Origin of the sequence: Vibrio sp. 10N.286.51.E5 (assembly GCF_041469125.1) — a bacterium.
GTDB lineage: Bacteria > Pseudomonadota > Gammaproteobacteria > Enterobacterales > Vibrionaceae > Vibrio > Vibrio crassostreae_C.
Map to the genome: position 1 here is coordinate 1 of NZ_JBFRJZ010000042.1, position 20,769 is coordinate 20,769.

General features: G+C 43.3%; 23 protein-coding genes. 14 read left to right on the forward strand and 9 right to left on the reverse strand.

Annotated elements, in window-relative coordinates; genetic code table 11:
- The first annotated feature begins 250 nt into the window (after positions 1-250).
- From AB4161_RS15020 to AB4161_RS15045, 6 genes are all read left to right on the forward strand, one after another.
- The gene (locus AB4161_RS15020) at positions 251-1,231 is read left to right on the forward strand and encodes a helix-turn-helix transcriptional regulator (RefSeq protein ID WP_372083549.1); all 981 of its coding nucleotides are present in this window, start codon (positions 251-253) and stop codon (positions 1,229-1,231) included.
- Between the two features lie 2 nt (positions 1,232-1,233).
- Positions 1,234-1,746, forward strand: a complete 513-nt coding sequence (locus tag AB4161_RS15025) for a hypothetical protein (RefSeq protein ID WP_372083550.1) — start codon at positions 1,234-1,236, stop codon at positions 1,744-1,746.
- A gap of 91 nt (positions 1,747-1,837) precedes the next feature.
- Positions 1,838-2,275 (forward strand): hypothetical protein, encoded by a 438-nt coding sequence (locus AB4161_RS15030; RefSeq protein ID WP_372083551.1) that lies wholly within the window; start codon positions 1,838-1,840, stop codon positions 2,273-2,275.
- Entirely contained in the window at positions 2,272-3,330 is a 1,059-nt protein-coding gene (locus AB4161_RS15035; RefSeq protein ID WP_372083552.1) for a cyclic-phosphate processing receiver domain-containing protein, read from the forward strand. Before AB4161_RS15030 ends, AB4161_RS15035 begins: the two co-directional genes overlap by 4 nt.
- A 262-nt stretch (positions 3,331-3,592) precedes the next feature.
- Positions 3,593-4,315 carry an NAD-dependent deacetylase gene (locus tag AB4161_RS15040; protein ID WP_372083553.1) on the forward strand — a complete coding sequence of 241 codons (723 nt, stop codon included), beginning with the start codon at positions 3,593-3,595 and terminating at the stop codon, positions 4,313-4,315.
- On the forward strand, positions 4,306-4,638 hold the full coding sequence (locus AB4161_RS15045; RefSeq protein ID WP_372083554.1) for a cyclic-phosphate processing receiver domain-containing protein: 333 nt from the start codon (positions 4,306-4,308) through the stop codon (positions 4,636-4,638). The genes AB4161_RS15040 and AB4161_RS15045 overlap by 10 nt, the downstream gene beginning before the upstream one ends.
- Before the next feature lie 826 nt (positions 4,639-5,464).
- Here the strand turns inward: AB4161_RS15045 and AB4161_RS15050 are convergent.
- The gene (locus AB4161_RS15050; protein ID WP_372083555.1) at positions 5,465-6,430 is read right to left on the reverse strand and encodes a GlxA family transcriptional regulator; all 966 of its coding nucleotides are present in this window, start codon (positions 6,428-6,430) and stop codon (positions 5,465-5,467) included.
- Between the two features lie 114 nt (positions 6,431-6,544).
- Here AB4161_RS15050 and AB4161_RS15055 point away from each other — a divergent pair, with 114 nt between their 5' ends.
- A complete protein-coding gene (locus tag AB4161_RS15055; RefSeq protein WP_372083556.1) occupies positions 6,545-7,336 on the forward strand; it encodes an MBL fold metallo-hydrolase in 792 nt (263 codons plus the stop codon).
- 326 nt (positions 7,337-7,662) lie between these two features.
- Here AB4161_RS15055 and AB4161_RS15060 read toward each other — a convergent pair whose 3' ends face one another.
- Complete coding sequence (locus AB4161_RS15060) at positions 7,663-7,830, reverse strand: hypothetical protein (RefSeq protein ID WP_017062447.1); 168 nt, start codon at positions 7,828-7,830, stop codon at positions 7,663-7,665.
- Positions 7,831-8,047: 217 nt separating this feature from the next.
- Here AB4161_RS15060 and AB4161_RS15065 point away from each other — a divergent pair, with 217 nt between their 5' ends.
- Entirely contained in the window at positions 8,048-9,097 is a 1,050-nt protein-coding gene (locus tag AB4161_RS15065; RefSeq protein WP_102320367.1) for a cysteine synthase A, read from the forward strand.
- Between the two features lie 96 nt (positions 9,098-9,193).
- On the opposite strand, the gene AB4161_RS15070 is transcribed toward AB4161_RS15065, so the two are convergent.
- Positions 9,194-9,760, reverse strand: coding sequence for a helix-turn-helix domain-containing protein (locus tag AB4161_RS15070; RefSeq protein WP_017070515.1), 567 nt, complete (start codon positions 9,758-9,760; stop codon positions 9,194-9,196).
- Positions 9,761-9,859: 99 nt separating this feature from the next.
- Between AB4161_RS15070 and AB4161_RS15075 the strand changes: the two genes are divergently transcribed.
- Entirely contained in the window at positions 9,860-11,053 is a 1,194-nt protein-coding gene (locus tag AB4161_RS15075) for a benzoate/H(+) symporter BenE family transporter (RefSeq protein WP_108180406.1), read from the forward strand.
- A 113-nt stretch (positions 11,054-11,166) separates the two neighbouring features.
- Here AB4161_RS15075 and AB4161_RS15080 read toward each other — a convergent pair whose 3' ends face one another.
- A complete protein-coding gene (locus tag AB4161_RS15080) occupies positions 11,167-12,150 on the reverse strand; it encodes a hypothetical protein (RefSeq protein ID WP_372083557.1) in 984 nt (327 codons plus the stop codon).
- A 407-nt stretch (positions 12,151-12,557) separates the two neighbouring features.
- Between AB4161_RS15080 and AB4161_RS15085 the strand changes: the two genes are divergently transcribed.
- Positions 12,558-12,944: a hypothetical protein gene (locus tag AB4161_RS15085; protein ID WP_372083558.1), complete on the forward strand. Its 387-nt coding sequence runs from the start codon at positions 12,558-12,560 to the stop codon at positions 12,942-12,944.
- A gap of 146 nt (positions 12,945-13,090) precedes the next feature.
- On the opposite strand, the gene AB4161_RS15090 is transcribed toward AB4161_RS15085, so the two are convergent.
- A complete protein-coding gene (locus AB4161_RS15090) occupies positions 13,091-14,023 on the reverse strand; it encodes a LysR family transcriptional regulator (RefSeq protein ID WP_137002266.1) in 933 nt (310 codons plus the stop codon).
- A 199-nt stretch (positions 14,024-14,222) separates the two neighbouring features.
- Between AB4161_RS15090 and AB4161_RS15095 the strand changes: the two genes are divergently transcribed.
- Positions 14,223-15,248: a zinc-binding alcohol dehydrogenase family protein gene (locus tag AB4161_RS15095; protein WP_372083559.1), complete on the forward strand. Its 1,026-nt coding sequence runs from the start codon at positions 14,223-14,225 to the stop codon at positions 15,246-15,248.
- Between the two features lie 122 nt (positions 15,249-15,370).
- Here AB4161_RS15095 and AB4161_RS15100 read toward each other — a convergent pair whose 3' ends face one another.
- Entirely contained in the window at positions 15,371-15,982 is a 612-nt protein-coding gene (locus AB4161_RS15100) for a CIA30 family protein (RefSeq protein ID WP_372083560.1), read from the reverse strand.
- Positions 15,983-16,016: 34 nt separating this feature from the next.
- Positions 16,017-16,283 carry a DUF3081 domain-containing protein gene (locus AB4161_RS15105; protein ID WP_017068432.1) on the reverse strand — a complete coding sequence of 89 codons (267 nt, stop codon included), beginning with the start codon at positions 16,281-16,283 and terminating at the stop codon, positions 16,017-16,019.
- A 345-nt stretch (positions 16,284-16,628) separates the two neighbouring features.
- Between AB4161_RS15105 and AB4161_RS15110 the strand changes: the two genes are divergently transcribed.
- Entirely contained in the window at positions 16,629-17,609 is a 981-nt protein-coding gene (locus AB4161_RS15110; protein ID WP_032545880.1) for a bile acid:sodium symporter family protein, read from the forward strand.
- A gap of 71 nt (positions 17,610-17,680) precedes the next feature.
- Here the strand turns inward: AB4161_RS15110 and AB4161_RS15115 are convergent, their stop codons facing one another.
- Positions 17,681-18,301 (reverse strand): heme-binding beta-barrel domain-containing protein, encoded by a 621-nt coding sequence (locus tag AB4161_RS15115; RefSeq protein ID WP_017062436.1) that lies wholly within the window; start codon positions 18,299-18,301, stop codon positions 17,681-17,683.
- Between the two features lie 299 nt (positions 18,302-18,600).
- Here AB4161_RS15115 and AB4161_RS15120 point away from each other — a divergent pair, with 299 nt between their 5' ends.
- Together AB4161_RS15120 and AB4161_RS15125 are read left to right on the forward strand one after the other, a co-directional pair.
- A complete protein-coding gene (locus tag AB4161_RS15120) occupies positions 18,601-19,494 on the forward strand; it encodes a DMT family transporter (RefSeq protein WP_372083561.1) in 894 nt (297 codons plus the stop codon).
- Between the two features lie 205 nt (positions 19,495-19,699).
- Positions 19,700-20,119, forward strand: coding sequence for a VOC family protein (locus AB4161_RS15125; protein ID WP_017072063.1), 420 nt, complete (start codon positions 19,700-19,702; stop codon positions 20,117-20,119).
- A gap of 138 nt (positions 20,120-20,257) precedes the next feature.
- Here AB4161_RS15125 and AB4161_RS15130 read toward each other — a convergent pair.
- Positions 20,258-20,769: DMT family transporter (locus AB4161_RS15130; RefSeq protein ID WP_372083562.1), on the reverse strand; the 512-nt coding region annotated here is incomplete at its 5' end.

Below are 20,769 nucleotides of genomic sequence, written 5' to 3' on the forward strand. Positions count from 1 at the left end.
AGATCAACACGCCCTAGTGAGCAGGGGTCCTTCCAAGTAATTTTTAGCATCATATTTTTCTCCTAAATATTCGATTACTCCGTCTTTTGTAAATGGACCTGAGTTGGTTTCTTCTGTCATATTACTTCTCCTTCAGTAAAGCTTGTGACGATGCTCATAATATACAAAGTGGTAACGACAGGTTCTGTCGTCATCAGGTGGGTAATTGGATATATTCTCTATCCAATTGTAATTACTGAATTAAATTTTTATGGAAAGCTTTGAGAACAAGAGAGCAGTGCTCGCAAAAGTACCAATGAAAGGAAAAATCACTGCGCAGAAAATTCAGGAAAAGCTTGAGGCAGAAGGCAACAGGTTATCACTAAGAAGCGTTCAACGCATTCTTAAAAGCCTAGCTAAATACGGCGTTGAGTCAGATACAGGAAAACCGATTGGCTGGTCGCGAGAGCAAGGGCTTGATTTAGGATTAACGGGAATGGATTTAAGCACCGCTATTACCCTAAATCTTGTTGAGAAACACCTAGAACAGGTTATTCCTCCATCCTTGTTCAGTAATTTGGAATCCCACTTCAACGGTGCTAGATACTATCTTCGACTTGAAAACAAAACACCTCGAGGTCTTTGGCCACGCAAAGTGTATATCCATCAAAAAGGTATGCCTTTGCTGCCCTCAAAGCTAGACTCTGAAACGATAAACGTTATTTATAAAGCAGTGTTTGAAGAGAAGTGTATTAGGCTTGTTTATCGCTCAATGTCTTCTAACAAAGAGCAGCAAGTCATGTTTCATCCTTACGGTATTGTCGTGCGTGGAGAGCGGAATTATTTGGTCGGGAAATTTGATGGCTACAGCGATATTCGTCAATTGTCGTTCAACCGCGTAATCAGTGCTGAGTCCTCTTATTTTCCTGCGATTGTTGATGAAGGCTTCTCGCTGGAGAAATACGTTCAGCAGGGAGAAATGGGAGTTATCCGCAGCTTAGATAAACTTGCGATAACGCTATGGGTAACGCCAGTGTTTGCCAGAATCCTTGATGAAACACCGCTGAATGACGTTCAGTCAATTAAACCCAAAGGTGAAGATTTTCTCATCCGCGCGAAAGTGGATGATACCGATGAATTGCGTCATTGGCTTCTGTCTGTTTGCAACCATGCAACAGTAGTAGAGCCTTTGGCATTACGTGAAGAAATAAAACAAACCCTTAGAGAGAGTCTCTCGTGGTATGAGGATTAAAAATGAGTAATTCAGAAAACAAAGCGGTACCTATTATTGATGTTCACTGGAAAGGCCCAATCTCACCAGACGAACTCAAAAACTTGGAACAACCTGAATCGCAGGTGCTTTATCAAATTTATGGGCATCACCCTGTATACGGTTCAGATAGTCTCCTCTATATCGGAAAAACGGAACAGTTAAGTGGAGTGAAGGATAGACTCCCAAAGCATAAATGGATTGATAATCAATGCGATGAGTGCAAAATTTACTACGCAAGTTGTGCTGAAATTGTTGATTGGCAGAAGTGGAAAAGTTCTAGTGATGAATACCCTAAGTACAACTCATCAAAAAGTGGAATCGATATTAACCAAATTGAATCGCTACTTATTTATGCCCACCATCCATCAGGAAACTCGCAATCAATTCAATCTTTGGGTATTGGTATTAAGACACATTTTCGGGTGTTCAATACTGGAAAACGCAAAGCGCTTGAACGAGAGCTAAGTACTCAGTATTTCAATTGTGTTGACTGAAAATATATAACTAGACACAGTAAAATCATAAACGACAAATCTTGTCGCAACTCTGCTGCATACTCTCTCCAACTAACAGGAGAGAGTTTCTATGTCCAACTTCACCTTTCGTTTAGCGCAACACTACACGTCAATTCAGCACCAGGTATTCGTTGATCGCGATGACATCAATTCACTTTATGAAAAACTAGGTGACTGTGTTACTGAGTGTTTATTTCTATCTCATTTGGTCAAAAAACTAGAATCAGTCTCATGCAAAGAGAATTTGCTGGCGCTAATGAGCCAGCTTATGGAATTTGAATTAACACAGTTTCTGCCACCAGATCTCATCCCAATACATAGAGAAGGGCCTAGACGTTTTAATGGTGAGGCAGTCTACCTGTCTAATGACTGCTTGGTGATCAAAGTGTCTTCTTACCAATTTCCCACATGGCAGGTTTTGTTAACTGTTGTCGGACGAACGATTTACTCAGATTTTCCAAATACGCCGATGCAAACACACTTTGAGTTCTCAGGAGTAACTTTATGAAAGTTTATCTTGATGGTTGTCGAGCTACACCAAGCGGCTGGACAAGGACATATACTCCAAAGCAAACCATTGAACTATTAAAAAGTCACAGAGTAGATGAACTCAGTCTTGATTATGATTTGGGTGATGACGAAAATATCGGAACAGGGTACATCGTATTACTCTGGATCGAAGAGCACGTTTTAAATTATGGTTACGCACCACCAAGTACTATCAGCTTTCATGGTTCAAATCTTGCTGCTCGAGGCAAAATGCTTGCCGTAATAGAAATAATACGAATACTGACTAAAAACGGAAACGATACTAAAACAGCAAAGCTTCCAAAGCTCAAACGTTTAAATGAAAAACTATTATGTGTTTCTAAACTTGTTGTTGGATTAAGTCAACCTTTACGGACAAGGTACAAAGCTGGAAAGGGGCTAGAGAGCGGATGCTCCGATTTTGAATTTGATTATTGTATTACGACATACAACCGCTCTCGCACGATTGTAAGTGTTACTGGTGTCGACGGTCTAACTTTGCCAGCATGGTCACCAGATTATGATTTACTCGTTGGAAATTATGATGATACATGGCGTAGCTACCACCGAGATTTCGATACTTGTTATGTATTGCATTCAATAGAACAGCATTATGATTCGAATTTCTTTTTAGGAAGGCAGGCTACAGAGGATGATCTACTTTCGATCTCAGATATTTGTATTTATGAAACAATAGAGCATCAATTTTTTGAAGAAATAGTTATGGGAAATAAAGAGATTGATGCTGCTTTTGAAAGGATTATCTCCCAAGTAACTAAAATTAATGTGGATGAGAACGTTTGTCGTATATTGCTGCGCACAAATTTTGAAGAGCAGAGTGATAAGTCAGAACAGAGGAACCTTTTTTATAATAATGTTGTTGTCGATGGTATTGCTCCTAAGCATGTGAGAGAACAAAAGCATTTAGTTCAGGATTTCATTAAATACAATATGTATCGTCCAAAATTAACAAGCAATAATTATTTGCTGTCCGTTAGCTTCTATGAAGTAAGAGAGTACCATTATTCATTGTGAAACTTCCCAATATCTCAGGCACTTCCTTAAAAACTAGCCCAGTTTAAACCATACAAAGTTGCTTTGCATAAACGTGTTTACCCATTAATGAATTGACCGAAATTAGAGGACTTCAGGTGCTTATACTTTTCTCAACCTGCTTCTTATTATATTCTTATATATCAGTTGGTTATTGATATTTGTTTCGATTATTACGCTATGCGACAATATGTGTCGCGTCTTATGTTTACTATTAATCTCAACAGTTTAATCACGAGAGAAGATGATGGTAAATAACACAGAAAAGAGAAAGATTGTTGTGTTTACAGGCGCAGGTATAAGTGCCGAAAGTGGTTTGCGCACTTTTCGAGATGGTGATGGTTTGTGGGAAAGTTATCCTATTCATGAACTAGCAACGAAAGATGCCTTTGAGCGTAACCCTAAGCTAGTGCTGAGCTTTTACAATCAACGTAAGGTTGCCGTCAAAAATGCACAACCTAACAAAGCTCACATAGCACTAGCTGAGTTAGAGGATGTATATGACGTGGTCATCATTACTCAGAATGTCGATGACTTGCATGAAAGAGCTGGCAGTTCGAAAGTTATTCACTTACATGGGCAGTTAAACCGCGCCCAAAGTAGCGTTGAATCTTCAATTATTTATGACTGGGATAAGCAGATTGAGATTGGTCAACATTGTGAATTAAATAGCCAATTGAGGCCTAATATTGTTTGGTTTGGCGAACCAGTAATGTATTTAGAGGAGGCAAGGAAACATATTAAGTCTGCTTACAAAGTACTTGGGGTTGGAAGCTCTCTATCAGTTCAGCCAGCCGCCAGCTTACTCAATAAAGCGCCATTCAGGGCTGAGAAAATTCTTGTTTCCCTTGAAATAAAAGGGAAAGTTCCTTTTGGTTACAAGTTCATGAGAGGTAAGGCGGCAAGTATCGTTCCAGTTATATGCAAGAACTGGCGAGAATTGGGAGTCAGTGGTGGATGCAAATGAAGGTCTATTTAGATGATGAGAGACAGGCCCCCGAAGGTTGGTATAGAGTTTATTGGCCAGAAGAGGCGATCGCGCTTTTGAATAAAGGTGATGTCACTGAAATCAGTCTTGATCATGACTTAGGTGATGATGCGCACGGTACTGGTTATGATGTAGTGTTGTGGATCGAAGAAGCTGTTGCTTTACGAGGTTTCAAACCACCAATTATTCACGTCCATAGCGCCAACGCATCAGCGAGGTATAAGATGTCACTAGGTATCGCCAACATAGAGTTGCTTTCATCTGCTCATAGCCAGTTGAATAAATTTCAAGCAAAGACCTAATGTATGATTGGTACTAAATATACGAGAAGCATTATGCGCGGAAGTGAACTGTACCAAGCCATTCGAAAGTTACAACTTTCAGGCCTTACCAGAGAGCAAGCGGCAGCTTGTGCTCATGAGCTTTATCTAGCGAAGTACTTCCCAAAAACGTACGACACTAGGCGAGCTTTTAAACGATTTCTTAGTGTCGGCTTTTCTGACTCTGTAGCCGATTGTTTGGTTAAAATGCTATGGGAACTGAGATGCTACAGTATCGGTGATTAGAACGAGGGTTGAGCGATGGGAAGAGTATCACGATTAACAATGACGAATCAGAAAGCAGTAGTCATCCGAGACCTCGTAATCACCACTGATTAGTAACAGCCCCATCCAGGTGTGTATTCGAGCTAAGTGAAATCGGGTTTCTACTAAAGTTCGTGATGAAGATATCATTTTTGAGATTATGTTCAGGTTTATCATGTAATGAATTATTATCCGAAAAATTTGACTTGAGTACGGGTCGAACCCCAACCAACGAAGAATTCGTGATTGCTCAACAGTCGGTAGAACTACTGTAATTTACTTTAAAAACAGATGGTTAAAAGCGAGCTTAGTGCTCGCTTTTTTTGTGCTCATATGTTGGATAGACCATCGCTAAGTGGCCTTATAGCGAGATAGTCAAAACTCATTCTATTGATTTCGGCAAATCATTTTGTAGCTTCAAACTAGTGATGTTAGGGCTGGCTTGTGATGCCCCAAAAACGCCTAGAATTGAACTTGCAAGGTTTCAGATACAAAAAGTAATAGATGCGACGATCTAGCCCCATCGCCCTCAATGAAATTAAGACTATTGCTTGAATGTAGTGCGCCACTGAATCGGCGATACATGAAAAGCCGATTTAAAGTGCTTTCTGAATACACTGTCAGAGCCAAAACCCGCTTGCTCTGCAACTTGAGGTATCGATAGTTTCGTGGTTTCTAATAGACGTTGGCTAAGCACCAAACGTCGGTTTTGCAGCCATTCACCAAATGTACAGCCATAGGTGGATTTAAACTGGCGTGTGAAGGTACGTTTACTCATCGCACAGCGCTCAGCGACTTCATCTAGTGAGTGACACTGATTAAGGCTCTGCTCCACCAGCTCAATCACAAGGCTAATACTTGTCTCTGTAAGAGGTTTTATGTTGACTGGTGCTGGTATGTATTGCTGCTGTCCACCAGTACGAGATGGCGCAGTCACCATCTTACGTGCGAGATCATTCGCAAGCTCACTACCACACAAACGGCGCACTATATGTAGACAACAATCGAGTGAAGCAGCTACTCCAGCAGAGGTAATGATAGTCTCATGTTCAACAAATAGAGGGTTTGGGTCAAAATCCACCTTAGGAAATTGCTGCTGAAATTGTTCGGAAAACGCCCAATGGCTTGTGGCACGTTTTCCATCGAGAACGCCAGCACATGCAAGTACATAAGACCCGAGGCAGAGTCCTACTAGTAGCTTACCTTTCCCATGATGCTCTATTAGCGCCTCTATAAGTCGCTCACTTGGCTCTGGCAGGTCATTTGGCCAGCTTGGAACAATCACAATATCCGCCTCTTTAATAGCGCTCAAATTTCTATCGATCACCACACCAAATCCAGAGCTTGTTTCAAACTGCAAGCTGTTTTCGCAACAGATCCTCAAGTCAAACCGAACCGGCTGGCCGAAAAAGATATCTTGAAACACCAGACAAGGCACAGAGAGATGAAAAGCACTGATGCCTTCAAAGGCTACCATCGTAATTTTAATTAGCTCGGTTGATTTGTTCACAAGTGTCTCGATTTGCGCGAATGTTGACTTTCAAGACAGTATCACAAGAAACTAGAAAGAAGCATACTAAATCTCATAGAGAACATGGCTTGTTAGTGAGTTTAGAGAGGCATTATGAAGATCCACCACCTACGTAGCGCAACATTTATTATTGAATCTGGCGAAAAATTTATCCTTATTGATCCTATGTTGGGGAAAAAAGGCTCTATGCCTCCGTTTTCAGTCATTAAGGCTAAGGCCGCGAAAAATCCAACCGTTGAGATGCCAAGTAATGCCGATGAGCTACTAAACAAGGTTACTCATACCTTAATTACTCACAGTCAAACACTTGGTATCAAGGCATTACAACATGGAGATCACCTAGATCCGGCAGGTGAGACGTTTTTAACAAGTCGTAATATCCCAGTTGCGACACCAGCCAAAGATAAGGCTTACCTAGAAAAATATGACTTAACGGTAAATTGGGGAATTGAAGACTGGCAAACTATCGACTTTCTAGACGGAAAGCTCACCGCGGTTCCGGCTTTGCACGGCCATGGATGGATTCACAAGGTAATGGCTAATGGTGTTGGATTTTTCTTGGAGCTCCCCAATGAGCCTTCTATTTACATTAGCGGTGATACAGTTCTAACCGATGATGTAAAACGAGCGTTGACTGAGTTGAAACCTGATATCACAGTAGTCGCGGCAGGTCGTGCTCGTATGGACGTTGGTCAACCGTTATTGATGTCAATTGATGAGGCCATGGAGTTTATTCGCCTTTCCCCTAATAAGGTGGTTGCGAACCATATGGAGGCACTCAATCACTGTGCAGTGACTCGACCAATTCTTAAAGAAGCAATTGATAAAAACGGTTTGTCAGATAAAGTCCTTATTCCTGCTGATGGTGAGACCTTGGAGTTTTAGATACCTGAACTAATCCGGTGACTCCCGATTTAAGTAAATAGTCTAAATGATTTCTGTCCAAACCCGTGTTAATAGGTGCGATTATAATAGCTTGCCAACCAACGAAGAATTCGTGATTGCTCAACAGTCGGTAGAACTTCTGTAATCTGAACTGAAGTCTAAGCAAGAAAAAGACAATCAAAAGCGAGCCCAAGTGGCTCGCTTTTTGTGTCTAGTAAAGATGCGTCTGAATGTTTTAACAGGGGGATAGCCTACAAGGCGATCGTGAAACAGTTTTAGAACAGAGCTTAAATTGCGACTCATCGGGTGATCTGGAAGCGCTAAGGTTATTTAGTCCCTGAGCGGTAGTTTGGATCTGTCCAGCATCGAGGTAACTCTTCCCCTGACATAAACATCAGTTCGGACTTTTTAAACATCTCAGGGTCTTGCTGTTCTTCGCCTGCTTGAAACCGACCTTCGATACTGTCTTGAAATAAGTTGGTTAATTTGGTCATTTCAGTTACATCAACGAGGTCACCGGTTTTTTCTCTTTTAGAAACATTTTTTTGCCCTCAATCTAATCGGTCACCCCAAATTATAATTGCTATTTGGAAAATGAGAGTCTTTTCAATTCCGGCACTTCTTGACTAAGCAGACCCCAGAGCTACGCTTATGATCATCGACAACCCAATCGATGAACAAACTTATCCTCAACAAATAAATGGAGTCGCGATGTCATCTGCCCATATTGCAAACAATCTCAGTGAACTGATTGGCGATACCGATCTTGTTAGAATCAACAGTCTTTCAGAGATATCAGGTTGTGAGATTCTTATTAAGTGCGAACACCAGAACCCGGGTGGTTCGATTAAAGATAGAGCGGCACTTCAGTTGGTTATGGATGCAATAGAAGCCGGTAAGCTTAAGCCGGGAATGACAATCGTTGAAGGTACTGCTGGTAATACGGGAATAGGACTTGCTCTGGTCGCTAAATCCCTTGGTTACAAAATGTTGGTGGTGATGCCAAAAGGGCAGGCACAAGAGAAAGAGCGCATGATCTCGCTTTATAATGCTGAACTGTTATTGGTCGACCCTTGTCCTTTTGCAAACCCTGAACATTTTTACCACACGGCTAAGCGGATTGGTGTCGAAAATGAGAGTTATTGGTGGGCAGATCAGTTTGAAAATCTCAGTAATTATCGAGCGCACTATTTAAATACTGGACCTGAGATCTGGCAGCAAACACAGGGGAATATTGATGCTCTAGTTTCAGTGGTGGGGACGGGTGGAACCATTGCCGGAAACTCACACTATCTATCTGAGCAGCAACCCAATCTCGAAACTTGGTTAGTTGACCCAAATGGGTCCGGCATTTATTCGTTTCTACGTAATGGACACTATCAATCAACGGGAAGTTCGTTCACGGAAGGCATAGGGATCATGCGAACGGTTGAAAATTTCAGGCAGGCAAAAATCAATCGTGCCATCACGCTTCCCGATCAGGATTTGGTGACGATATCCCGCCTTGTTGCGGAACATGACGGTATTCTTCTAGGAAGCAGTTCGTCGTTGAACGTAGCAGGTGCGCTATACGCTGCGGCTAGAATGGGGAAAGGGAAAACCATCGTTACATTTAGCTGTGACCTTGCTGAGCGCTCGTATTCGAAGCTGCACAACGAAACGTTTCTGAAAGAAAAAGAGATACAGCTTAATAAAGAAAACCTCTCTCAACTATGGGCTCGTTATCAAGCCGAAGATGGCAGCATGGTCGTCAACGTATAGTCGCTTTAAGTTAGTAACAGCCAGTGGTCTGCCAGCTCTTTCGTTAGCGCTGAACATCCGGTTAGAGCTAAACATCCGTTAGCACCAAATCCGGCACTATTGCTTGTTATTAGGGTAGTGAATCACATTATGAAATACGGCGTTTCCTTCACCGATATTTTTGTAGGCATGGGTCTGGTTGGCATTGAAGCGAACGGCTTGTCCTGCGCGTAATGTATGCCACTCATCATCAAACATCACGGCCATCTCTCCTGAAATGCATAAGATGTGCTCAGTGACGCCTGCGTTATGTGGGGCGGATTCATGCTGGTAATCGGGTGCTAGGGTGAGTTCGAATATTTCAAATCCTAGTGCTTCCTCAAAAGGAAACAACAAACTGACGAAAAAGCCAATGTTGTATTCTTCATGCCTTAGTTCGTTTGCATCTCTGAATAAACTCGTCAGTTCACTGTTTGGGCTAGCCGCGATAAAGCTCGAAAGTGACACCTCGAATCCAGAAGCTATCTGCCAGAGCTTAGCGACTGTCGGGCTGGATTCTCCACGTTCAATTTGTCCTAACATTGCTTTACTCACGCCTGTTGCTTTCGCTGTTTTGTCTAAGCTCCAGCCTTTTTCTTGGCGAAGGCGTTTCAAGTTAACGCCGACTTTAATTTCTGTTTGCATATTTTCTCTACAAGTTTTTCAAAAATTAGTTGTGCGTTATAGCGCACGGGTGCTAAGTTCAGTCTATGGACGTTATAGCGCACACAGGAATAAATTAACATGACTAAGCTAAAATTTTCTCACGTCAGTACCGGCTTTATCGCTGTTTTCATTGGTTATGCGAGCGCCGCGGCGATTATTTTCCAAGCGGCAATGAGTGCTGGAGCAACCGAAGAACAAGTGGCGTCATGGTTTTGGGCGTTGGGAATTGGCATGGGGATGACCACAATACTGCTCTCGTTTCATTACAAGAAGCCTGTGGTTACAGCGTGGTCGACGCCTGGAGCGGCGTTGTTAATCACATCTCTTGAAGGGCTGACAATGAATCAGGCAGTAGCCGTGTTTTTGTTCAGTTCGATGTTGATCACGTTGGTTGGATTGGCGGGGATATTTGAGAAAGTCCTAAAACAGATCCCAACATCGATTGCCTCAGCGATGCTCGCGGGGATTCTATTGCAATTCGGTTTGGGTTTGTTCACGTCGCTAATGGAAGAGGCACAAGTCGTAGCGGTCATGCTCGCTGTATTTATTCTGGCGAAAGCGCGGTTAGGAAATTTACTGATCCCAAGCATTTTCATCATCGCATTGGTCATGTGTGTGGGTTTTGGCAAACTCGATGTTAGTCAGGTGACTATGGGATTAACGACCCCAGTGTTCATTTCGCCCGATTTTGAGTTCTTTTCGTTGTTTAGTGTTGGTATCCCATTGTTTATAGTGACGATGGCTTCACAGAACTTACCGGGATTTGCGGTTCTAAAAGCGAACGGATACCAAGTTGATTCATCGAAGATCATTACCACCACCGGGGTAACAGGTTTGATCTTCGCACCGTTTGGTGGCTTTGCGTATAACCTTGCAGCGATTACGGGCGCTATTTGTATGGGCCCGAATGCGGATAGTAACCCCAAGACTCGTTATATGGCTGGGATCTGTATGGGCGGGTTTTACTTGTTAGCTGGTGTGATGGGGATGTCATTTGTGTCGCTGTTTAGCGCCGTACCCTCCGAGATTGTCATTGCGGTTGCTGGCTTAGCGGTGATGCCCACCTTGATGAATTGCCTTGCGGTATCAATGGCAGACAGTCACTACAGAGAACCCGCACTGCTTACTTTCTTATTCACCGCTTCTGGCACCAATTTACTGGGAATCGGTAGCGCATTTTGGGGTTTGTGCATCGGGTTGTTTTGTTGCTGGTTACACAATTACAAAGCTAAGTCGCGTGGAGCAAACAAGACTTCGCAAACTTCGTCGTAATCAAGCGACCCAAGATTAGGGTCAGGTTCGCTGTGAATTAGAAACATCAGCAAGTTGTTTGAGTAGTAAGCCCAGTCATACTCGTGACTGGGCTTGCTTACAAAGGAATAAAGCTACTTAACTTCGTATCTCAGTAGCACTTCATTATCGAGAACGACATTTGTCGACCAGATAAAGCTTGCGCCAGCACCACTGAATTTTTCGATAAAGTTCATGTACGCTTTTTTATTGTTCACGCCAATATCGTCTTCTGAATATACCGATGCTAGAGGCCAAGATGTTGAATCGAACTCTTGGTTCATCCAGTTGGTTGGTGTTTCCCAATGAGCGGCGTAGGCATCTTGACCGTGGTCAGTTCCTTCCGTGGTGCAGCTTTCAGAAAGACGCTTCCCGTCCACTTCACTCAAACAAGTCAGGTCATAAATCGGTGAGGTATAAAAGGTTTGTGCTTGCCAGTCTGGACCTGTCACGGTTCCGTCACTAAAGCTCGCGATAAAGCCACCATCACCAGCGTGGTATGCCTTTCCGCGGTTATCTTCGCTGCCAAGACCTAGGTTTTCTTCCCAATCAATCACTTTCACCGCAATCGTGTAAGGCTTCTTCACCTTAAATTTGACGATGTTTGAGTTAAACGGTGTGAAAGGAACGGTGTCTACCGCGATTAACTTGCCGTTGATATAAAGTTCGAAATAGTTATCGGCAAAAATATAACCTGTTATTTCCTCACCGTCTTGATCCACAACAGCTACCGGTACAGAGCTTTGATCGACTTCGGCTAGGCTGCTTGGTGTGGTGTTTGAGCACTCTTCATAAAGATCAAAGGCTTTTGGCCCTGTCGCAAAGTTGTTCTTGGCTGGAACCGTCCAAACCTTTCCTTCTGAGTCCATAATTTCCCCGACGCCCGCCACTCGGCTACGTCCGTTTGCACACTCAAAGAGATTCGATTCAACAGTGGTCGCCACACCTTGAGTAATACTCGCTGAGCCTTGGTAATCACTGATGTTGCTGACCGAAGGCGTATCTGATGATGGTGAGCAGCCTGTAGCGAGCAAAGCAACCGATGAAAGGGCAAGGGCTTGATATTTTGTGATGATCATTGATTGGGTATCCGAGAAGGGGTTATTTAAATAAGCGTGGTTCAAAATAAGCCAAGTGCAAGTAAGTTAATTGAAAACAAAGCTATTTCAAACAAATCCGAGCTAAGTAGCTAAGTAAGCCGTGATCTCATAGCTAACAGCTGGAGCGACGAAACTAAGCAAGAGCCAAAATATTTGTGAGGTGCCACGCTTGTTATCTGATAAGGCATATATTACCCGTACAAATGTAAACAAGCGTAAAGCTGAGTAAGCATGCGCAAAACAGCGCTTTTATAGGATGATCACATCAGCTTGCGCGGAGCTTGAAAAATACTTAGAACGAAGCGGTTTCAGGTTGTGATTGAGATAGTATTTTGCTACAAAACGCGCATAATCTCGCTATACAACATTTAAAGAAGAATTTACCTATGACTACCTTTCAATACTACTTTCACCAACTGCCTTGCTTCGACTGTAAAAAAACGACAGTAAGTACTGATCTTGGTTGGTTAACGCCTGCGATGAAAGACGATGCTATCGCACAAGTGACAGCAACACTTGCACAAGGCGAGGTTACTCCTGATCTTTCAGCGGACGTGGTTTGTACGAAAGATGAAGCGCGTGAGTATTTACTACTGAACTTCTTCGGTTATTCAGAAGAAGAGCTAGCAAGCGGAATCGAAGCGGATGATGAAAAAGAAGTGGCAGACGAAATCGCAGAGCTACTTGAAGAAGGTAAAGACACCATCACCTTCGAACATGAGATTGCTCTTCAGTGCTGCACAGACTGCGATGTTGAAGACGAGTCAAACTAAGCTTTTGTATTAAGAGTATTAAACTAAGTACTCTTATTAAGGTTCATCATGCAGCTATGATGTTCTAATGATGAAAGGCGTTAGCGAATTGAAGTTCGCTAACGCCTTTTTTGTCTCTCTGCTTCTTATATAAGCGACATTAAACCTTAAGATGTTGTGCCTTCTGTAATGCCTTGTTTGCTCAGTTGCGAAAGGATCTCAGCGGTTTTCTCTCTGAATAAATCTCTCAGTAGACGCACAGTAGGGGTGATGGATTGACGACTTGGACACACTAACCACAGCTCGGTAGGTGTCGGCTTAAATTCAGGCATAACTTTAACCACTTCGCCTGAAAGCAGGTGAGGAGACATGTCTAGACAAGATTTTATTGCCACCCCTTTACCTGCGATACACCAACGTCTTACAAGGTCTGCGTCGTTCGAAGCGCGATTTCCTTTTAGTTTCACTTTATGATCTTGAGTACCATCGTTAAACACCCACTCGTCTTGCAACATGTCATGGAGTTGGTAAAGCAAACCATTGTGCTGAGCTAAGTCACTCGGGTGTTTTGGTGTGCCCATTTCAGCCAAGTATTCAGGAGCCGCACACAATATCCTCGGCACATCGCATATCTTGAAACCATACATGTTCGCATCGGTCGGAGAGCCGTAACGCAGCGCCATATCGACGGAATCTCGGTAGAAGTCGATATTGCTATCGCTGATGCTAGTGCGAAGCGTCGCCTTTGGGTATTCAAGCAAGAACTCATCTAACCAAGGTGTGATTAGGTTGCGTCCTAGATCTGATGAAAGCGCTATGCGAATTTCACCGTCAAGAATACCAAGCTCTTCGCGCATGTTGAGCTTCGCTTGCTCCAACATCTTTAAGGCTTGTTCGCATTCCGGTAAATAACGCTCGCCAGCTGAAGAGAGCCTTAGGTGGCGCGTGGTTCTTACAAATAACTCCGCACCTAGTGCCGCTTCAACACGTTTTACCGCTGCACTTGCTGTGGCAGTACGCATATCGAGGTTGGTGGCTGCAGCGGTGATACTGCGAAACTCCGCCACTTTCAAAATGACCTGTAAGTCTTCAAGAAGCATTTCGTTTCCCTGTTCTGAACCTTGAATCGGTTGTTCGGTTACCCATAAATTAGGCATTTTCAAATTGCTAATCTTAGTATTTTTCCTGCGCATATACATCTTATTATCAAAAATCATTTGATAATAATTCAAATATTAGGCTGTTTATCTAAAGCGAGAATTCTCTAAGATTCAATTATCGAATTTAAGGAGAAGTATCATGTCATTACCATTAACAATGAAAGCAATCGGATTTACTCAATCACTTGCGATTACAGAGCAAGACAGTTTGTTTGAGTTTGAAACGAGTCTGCCAGAACTAAAAAATAATGACTTGCTGGTAAAAGTGAGCGCGACTTCTATCAACCCTGCTGACGCAAAAATTCGTATTCGTAATGCTAAAGACAAAACTCTTGAGCAGCCAAAAGTGCTGGGCTATGACGCAGTCGGTGAAGTTGTTGGCAAAGGTGCTGACGTTGAAGGCTTCGAAGTCGGTGACCGTGTGTACTATGCGGGTAACGTAACACGCATGGGTGCTAACGCAGAATACCAAGCTGTGGACTACCGTATTACCGCTAAAGCGCCTAAGAGCCTTTCTGATGAAGCTGCAGCCGTTATGCCACTAGCGACGCTTACGGCATGGGAAGCGTTGTTTGACCGCCTACGTGTTCGTCCTGAAGAGAAAAAGTCTATCCTGATCATTGGTGGAGCGGGCGGCGTTGGTTCAATTACGATTCAACTGGCTAAGCAACTGACCAACCTAAATGTTATCGCAACAGCTTCAAGACCTGAAACTGAGCAGTGGGTAAGAGATATGGGAGCGGACTATGTGGTGAACCACCGTAACCTTGTTGAGTCTGTCCGAGAGCAAGGCATTCAACATGTCGACTACATCTTCAATGTTGCTGATACAAAAGGGCACTGGGATGCGATGGTTGAATTGATCGCACCGCAAGGCATGATCAGTTCGATTGTTGAATTTGACGGTGGAATTGACTTATCAGCGCTGCAAGGCAAATCAGCGGGCTTTGTTTGGGAGCTGATGTTTACACGTTCACTGTTTAACACCGAAGACATCCAGAAGCAGCAAGACATCCTATTCCAAGCAGCGAATCTGATTGATGCGGGTCGTATTAAAACGACGCTAACCTCGACCCTAAATGGCTTTAGTGTGGATACATTTAAAGATGCACACCAACGTATTGAAAGCAGTGCCTCGATTGGTAAAACAGCCATCAAATACTAATTGCTGATGCTTTAATCCGCTGTTGTTTTGAATCGTTGACGGTTTAAAAAGAAGAAGCCCCTGATATCTTATTGCTAGTCAAAAGGTATCAGGGGCTTTTGTTTGTTTTCAGTTTAGTCAGTTTAATTAGCTTCTGGTGATATGATAGGTTTCGATGTTTTGAAGTGAAGCTGTATTAGGTCTAGCTCAAAAGGCGATGCCTGTTTGTCTGCAATCAAAAAGCCGATTTGTTTGATGTCTTGTGCCCTAAGTTCCGGCGTATCGTTCAGTAGTCGACCTCTGAACACCGCTTGAAAATCATTGAAGTGGAACACCTTGTTAAGCTGCTGTCCCTTAATGGTATCGAACTCATGTTTGTATTGAACTCGATTGCCGTCCTTTGAAGTTGTGAACCTCAGTTGGTAGGTGCGACCATCACCAACGAATACTAGCTCTGCGTTGTCTATTTCATGGGCTGGTGATTCAATGGAGCGCTTTATAGAACTGAAACCCCCATTATTTTCTAACGATAGCTCGCCCCTAAATCGACTCATATTATCAAGGTAAATGAGCCCGCCCGTTGAGATGCCACCCATTACATCGTCGTTGGTCGCTGTCCAATTCTTGTGTTCGTTCGGTTGTATAAAATCAATCATACCTATGCCTGCTACAGATACTTGAGACCATAAAAAGGAGAGGCTGAGTACTAGCCAAAAAGGGTGTCTTCGCTTAAGCAATGAAGCCGTTTCGTTCATGATTGTCTCCGTTAGCCGTTAGTCTGTTCGCGTTTTATGGAGAAGGTTCAGTGGCAAGCATACCCATACAATGCTCAATAAATTCAGAATAATTTGAAGCGTTGTCGTACTCAATTTTTAGCGAACCGTGAAACATCAGCGTCACCGTGACGTCTTTATAGCTTAGCCAACAGGTGTAACCATCGTAATCGTGCCAAGCCGTCATTTCGCCAACTAGATATTTGTTGTCCCGTTGCTCACCGGAAGAGCGAATAAACTCAAATACTCTGAGAAATTCAATAATGGTGATTCTGTTGTCCATGTGTTACTCCCGCTGCGTCATCTTTGAGAATAGGCTGATCTTTGGTGTTTAGATTGCCTACGTCTTTCTTTCATATCCTTACGGCTTACCTCTGTGCCCCGATCACTGAAAGGGTCTTACCTTCTCGATAAACCGCTGTTTTCTAATATTTCATCATCATTCCATACATCTGTTCAATCCAGAGCGAAGCGTGCGTAACAAACTCGAATAACAACGTTAACCCTCAAGATAAAGACGAGCTTAATTTGCGTTTATGGTGGTTAATTAAAATTAGAGTCGATAGGATAAATAGCATCGGAGCCTTGTTATTGGCTGAAATGGAATCTACAGAAAGTGCGTGTCAACATGATAGAAAAACTGAAAAAGGAATGGTTTCTTGTAGGGATGGTGGTGGCTATGGTCGTTGCTGTTTTTACGCCGGATTGGGGCAAATCGGGTGGGGTACTTCATCTCGATACGGTGACTGTTCTCGGCATCGCTTTGGTGTTTTTCTTACACGGTTTGGGTTTGTCTCCCAAAGCCATTCTTGAGGGGCTTTCGAATTGGAAGCTGCATGTTTTTGTACAAAGCGCGACATTCTTAGTTTACCCACTGCTTTGGGTGATATTCGGGCAAGGCTTTGTCGCTTATATGCCAGCAGCTCTGGCCTTTGGTTTCTGTTACCTCTTCGTATTACCGAGTACGATTTCGTCTTCGGTCGCGATGACGGTGATTGGAAAAGGAAACCTACCGGGTGCGATATTCAATGCATCACTTTCTAGTATTTTAGGCGTGTTCATTACGCCTCTACTGATCCAGCTCTTTATGGGGTTGGAAGGTGCAGAGCTAAACCTGATGGAATCGGTAATCTCTATATCTAAAATGCTGCTATTGCCAATGATTGTCGGCCAGTTGATGCGCCCGTTACTTTTTGAATGGACTCAGAAACACAAGTCAGTGGTCAATAAGTTAGATAAATACGTGATACTTCTGATCGTCTACAGTGCTTTCTGTGACTCTATTGAACACGGTATTTGGAGCGACTTTTCACCAATGCTGTTGTTGCTGTCAGCGGTGATTTGTTTAGTGGTATTGATGGTGATGGTACACGGCATTCAATGGAGTGCCCGAAAGGTTGGATTCAATCATCAAGATGAAGTCGCGGCAGTATTCTGTGGTACTAAGAAGACCTTAGCGGCAGGTATTCCTATGGCTAAGGTGATCTTTGCTCACAACCCTAATCTAGGGATGATATTACTACCAATCATGCTTTATCACCCGATTCAGATCTTTTACTGTGCAGTGCTAGCCAACCGTTACGCCAAGGTTGATACACAATCTAGTTAAACTTGTTTGTTGTTACAAGTACAACAGAAAAACGCCTTTCACTTCGCTGTGAAAGGCGTTTGTATTTGAATCTACTTCACTTTAATTAGAGTGCTTGAATCTGTATGAGCAAATGCGTTGTCGTAGATCTCTAAGCCTGTTGTTTGAGAGTACGTCAGCGTATCGTCTGAAATGCTAATGTTCATCGTGAAGCCCGTGGTGGTTGCGTTGTCCGTCATGTATTCGGACTCAGCGATGCCACGCTTAGACGCAACTAACGTCATTGTATCGCCAGCAGGGCCTTCTGCGGTGACACATGTGGTGCGTGGTACGCAGTAAGAGTTGTAGACGACCTGATTTTTTTGGTCGTAGATGAAGTAGCCACGTTGATCGTGGAACTTAGAGTCGTCGGCCTTTCTGAATACTTCTTGTTTGTAGTACAGAGCAACCAGATATTGATCGCTGGCATTGGTTGCATCTGCCGCAACCTCAAACGTCATTACTTCATAGAATGGTGTAACCGCGGGACCACCTGCACCCACTTCTGTGCCTTCTTGGCCTGGAGAAATATCAACGCCGCCAGTTTCGACTGATTTCCATGTGCCGACTAACTTTGCGAGTGGACCAAAATCCATACCATTGATTGTGTTGTGGTCGGCTACTGCTGGAGCCGAGATTACCGCTGCGATACCAAGTGCTAATAATTTTTTCACTTTAACTTCCTTTTTATTAATTATCTGACCCCAATAAAAATAAGGTTATTGTGAAACTAGTTTATTAACCCAGATCAGTGTTGTTGGCTAATATGAAATCGAATTGTAACTTGATGTATCAGTCAATAAGAGAATATTAATGCGGCTAAATATTGAACGAATAGCTGTGATTTGTTCATCGAGGTTTAATTCAAAATTGCATTAGTCTGAGCCTTATTAATTTTGCTATTACACATTTCAAATTCTCATGTATGATGTGCGCCCATAATTGTATGACAAATGTGTAATCTTACTTCTGTATGAATAAAGCTGTTAACCACGCCATTTTGCTTTTGGTGCTCGCAAACCTACTTGCGTCTTTTTCAGACGTATCATTGAAGATACTGAATGGCGAAGTCCCTACGTTCCAGTACGTGTTTATCCGTCAGCTATTGAGCGTGATCTTGTTGCTTCCATTTTGGTTAAAGTTACCGAGAGAGACGCGTATGAAAGGCGGTTGCCGAATCAACTTCTTAAGGGCTCAATTTATCTTAGTGGGGAGTGGCTGCGCGATGATCGCCATTACACACCTTACTTTGGCGACAGCAAACGCGATGTTCTACGTTGGACCAATCCTTATGCTGCCTTTGTCGATCGTGCTGTTGAAAGAAAGGCCGACATCTTCAAAAGTGATCGCGACCCTGATTGGTTTTGTGGGCGTATTAATCGTGTTACGCCCTGATCAATTTCATTGGGCGGCGATTGCTGGGCTAGGCAGTGCGCTTGCGATGGGCGTGGGTAATATCTTGATTAAACGCTTGAATGCAGAGCAACACATCATCTCAACTCTGTTCTGGACCAGCATTATGACTCTGCCACTTGCACTGGCATTAGCGCTGCCAACTTGGTCTGCGCTCGAATGGCGTCATGTTGGTTGGATCATGGCAATCAACTTGTTCGTACTTGGATACCATGCGCTTGTGGTGGTGGCTTACAAAAAAGCACCGGCCAACCAGATTGCGCTCGCTGAATATTCTGGGTTGGTGTTCGTAACATTGTTTGGTGTTATGTGGTTCGATGAGATTCCAGACATCCTGACGCTGGTGGGCATTAGTCTCATCGTTATTCCAATGATGCCGATTAAATGGAAGAAGGTTTTCAAGTGGAGAGACCGAGCCGCTTTAGAAGTTGAGGTTACTCCGCCTAAACCATAGCGGCTTGTCTCTCAGTCATTCTGGATTCCAAATAAACCACATCAGGGAAGGTCGTCTAAACTTAGGGTTTGTATCGCTTCAAAATACGACAATTTGGGCTCTAAAAACGTTCTCGAAATAAATGCAAATTAGTGCTTTACCTCAACTTAACTTGAGGTATTAGGATATGCAACGTTGCTTACGAGAATACTTTAAGGAGAGAAGAATGATCCAACTTGAACATGTGAATTTAGTGGTAAAAGATATCCCAGAAATGCTGGCTTTCTATAAAGCGGCGTTCCCTCATTGGTATGTCCGTGATGAGGGAAAAGGGGAGTGGTCAGGTAAGCCACGTAACTGGCTGCATTTTGGCGACGAGTACCAATACATAGCAATAAGTGATCACGGTGAAGGTGAAAATAGAGATTTGGCTGGGCATTCTGTTGGTCTCGCACACTTCGCTTATGTGACCAATAATATCGAAAGTGTCACTCAACGCCTTGTTGATGCGGGCTTTCCAATTGCCAAACCCGGTGCCGAAGAACCTTATCGAAAAAATGTCTACTTTGTGGATCCTGCAGGCTTTGAGATCGAGTTTGTTGAGTATTTGAGTGATGATCCTAAGTTACGAAATGCCACGAGTTAGTTACGTAATACGCCGCTTTGTTAAAGTTGGTTAGCTGAATGAAAGCGCGCTAGAGAGCATTTATAGAAAAGGGCATCGTGGAATAATCCGCAATGCCCTTTTTAGATTCTATTTATCAGCTGATATTGAGTGGGTTACTTATTTAGCCTTGAACGGCACCAACAGTTGTTTGCCAAACACATTAATCAGCGCGCCAGTCACAATCAGGCCACCGCCTAGATAAGTCCAAACCGATGGAATTTCATTAAAGATCCACACGCCTAACAGTGCCGAGAAGACTATCTGGACGTATGAGTAAGCCGAAGCTTTACCCGCCGCTTGAGTCTGCATCGCTTTGGTCAAACCGTATTGGCCTATCTGAGTGAAAATACCGACTAACACGAGCATCACGGTTAAGAATAGACTTGGCCATACAAAGTCGTTCCAAATAAGGACTGTCGATATTGGCAGAGCAACCAGTGGGAAGTAGAAGATGATGACAGAGCTGTCTTCCGTCTGGCTCAGCTTTCTCACAATCACATAAGCAATTGAGCTACCAAACGCACCACATAACGCCACCATAATGCTGAATAGCGGTAACTCGCTGCTCGCGCCGCTGTTCATGCTTGGTTGAACCATCACCAATAATCCTATATGGAATCCACGTATTT

Excerpts from the sequence above, each read along its gene's own strand:
- AB4161_RS15105 (WP_017068432.1), bottom strand. The coding sequence starts at position 16,283 with ATGGACAACAGAATCACCATTATTGAATTTCTCAGAGTATTTGAGTTT.
- AB4161_RS15035 (WP_372083552.1), top strand. The coding sequence starts at position 2,272 with ATGAAAGTTTATCTTGATGGTTGTCGAGCTACACCAAGCGGCTGGACA.
- AB4161_RS15090 (WP_137002266.1), bottom strand. The coding sequence starts at position 14,023 with ATGCTTCTTGAAGACTTACAGGTCATTTTGAAAGTGGCGGAGTTTCGC.
- AB4161_RS15095 (WP_372083559.1), top strand. The coding sequence starts at position 14,223 with ATGTCATTACCATTAACAATGAAAGCAATCGGATTTACTCAATCACTT.
- AB4161_RS15055 (WP_372083556.1), top strand. The coding sequence starts at position 6,545 with ATGAAGATCCACCACCTACGTAGCGCAACATTTATTATTGAATCTGGC.
- AB4161_RS15020 (WP_372083549.1), top strand. The coding sequence starts at position 251 with ATGGAAAGCTTTGAGAACAAGAGAGCAGTGCTCGCAAAAGTACCAATG.
- AB4161_RS15060 (WP_017062447.1), bottom strand. The coding sequence starts at position 7,830 with ATGACCAAATTAACCAACTTATTTCAAGACAGTATCGAAGGTCGGTTT.
- AB4161_RS15110 (WP_032545880.1), top strand. The coding sequence starts at position 16,629 with ATGATAGAAAAACTGAAAAAGGAATGGTTTCTTGTAGGGATGGTGGTG.
- AB4161_RS15120 (WP_372083561.1), top strand. The coding sequence starts at position 18,601 with ATGAATAAAGCTGTTAACCACGCCATTTTGCTTTTGGTGCTCGCAAAC.
- AB4161_RS15025 (WP_372083550.1), top strand. The coding sequence starts at position 1,234 with ATGAGTAATTCAGAAAACAAAGCGGTACCTATTATTGATGTTCACTGG.
- AB4161_RS15045 (WP_372083554.1), top strand. The coding sequence starts at position 4,306 with ATGCAAATGAAGGTCTATTTAGATGATGAGAGACAGGCCCCCGAAGGT.
- AB4161_RS15080 (WP_372083557.1), bottom strand. The coding sequence starts at position 12,150 with ATGATCATCACAAAATATCAAGCCCTTGCCCTTTCATCGGTTGCTTTG.
- AB4161_RS15125 (WP_017072063.1), top strand. The coding sequence starts at position 19,700 with ATGATCCAACTTGAACATGTGAATTTAGTGGTAAAAGATATCCCAGAA.
- AB4161_RS15075 (WP_108180406.1), top strand. The coding sequence starts at position 9,860 with ATGACTAAGCTAAAATTTTCTCACGTCAGTACCGGCTTTATCGCTGTT.
- AB4161_RS15085 (WP_372083558.1), top strand. The coding sequence starts at position 12,558 with ATGACTACCTTTCAATACTACTTTCACCAACTGCCTTGCTTCGACTGT.
- AB4161_RS15100 (WP_372083560.1), bottom strand. The coding sequence starts at position 15,982 with ATGAACGAAACGGCTTCATTGCTTAAGCGAAGACACCCTTTTTGGCTA.
- AB4161_RS15065 (WP_102320367.1), top strand. The coding sequence starts at position 8,048 with ATGTCATCTGCCCATATTGCAAACAATCTCAGTGAACTGATTGGCGAT.
- AB4161_RS15040 (WP_372083553.1), top strand. The coding sequence starts at position 3,593 with ATGATGGTAAATAACACAGAAAAGAGAAAGATTGTTGTGTTTACAGGC.
- AB4161_RS15030 (WP_372083551.1), top strand. The coding sequence starts at position 1,838 with ATGTCCAACTTCACCTTTCGTTTAGCGCAACACTACACGTCAATTCAG.
- AB4161_RS15070 (WP_017070515.1), bottom strand. The coding sequence starts at position 9,760 with ATGCAAACAGAAATTAAAGTCGGCGTTAACTTGAAACGCCTTCGCCAA.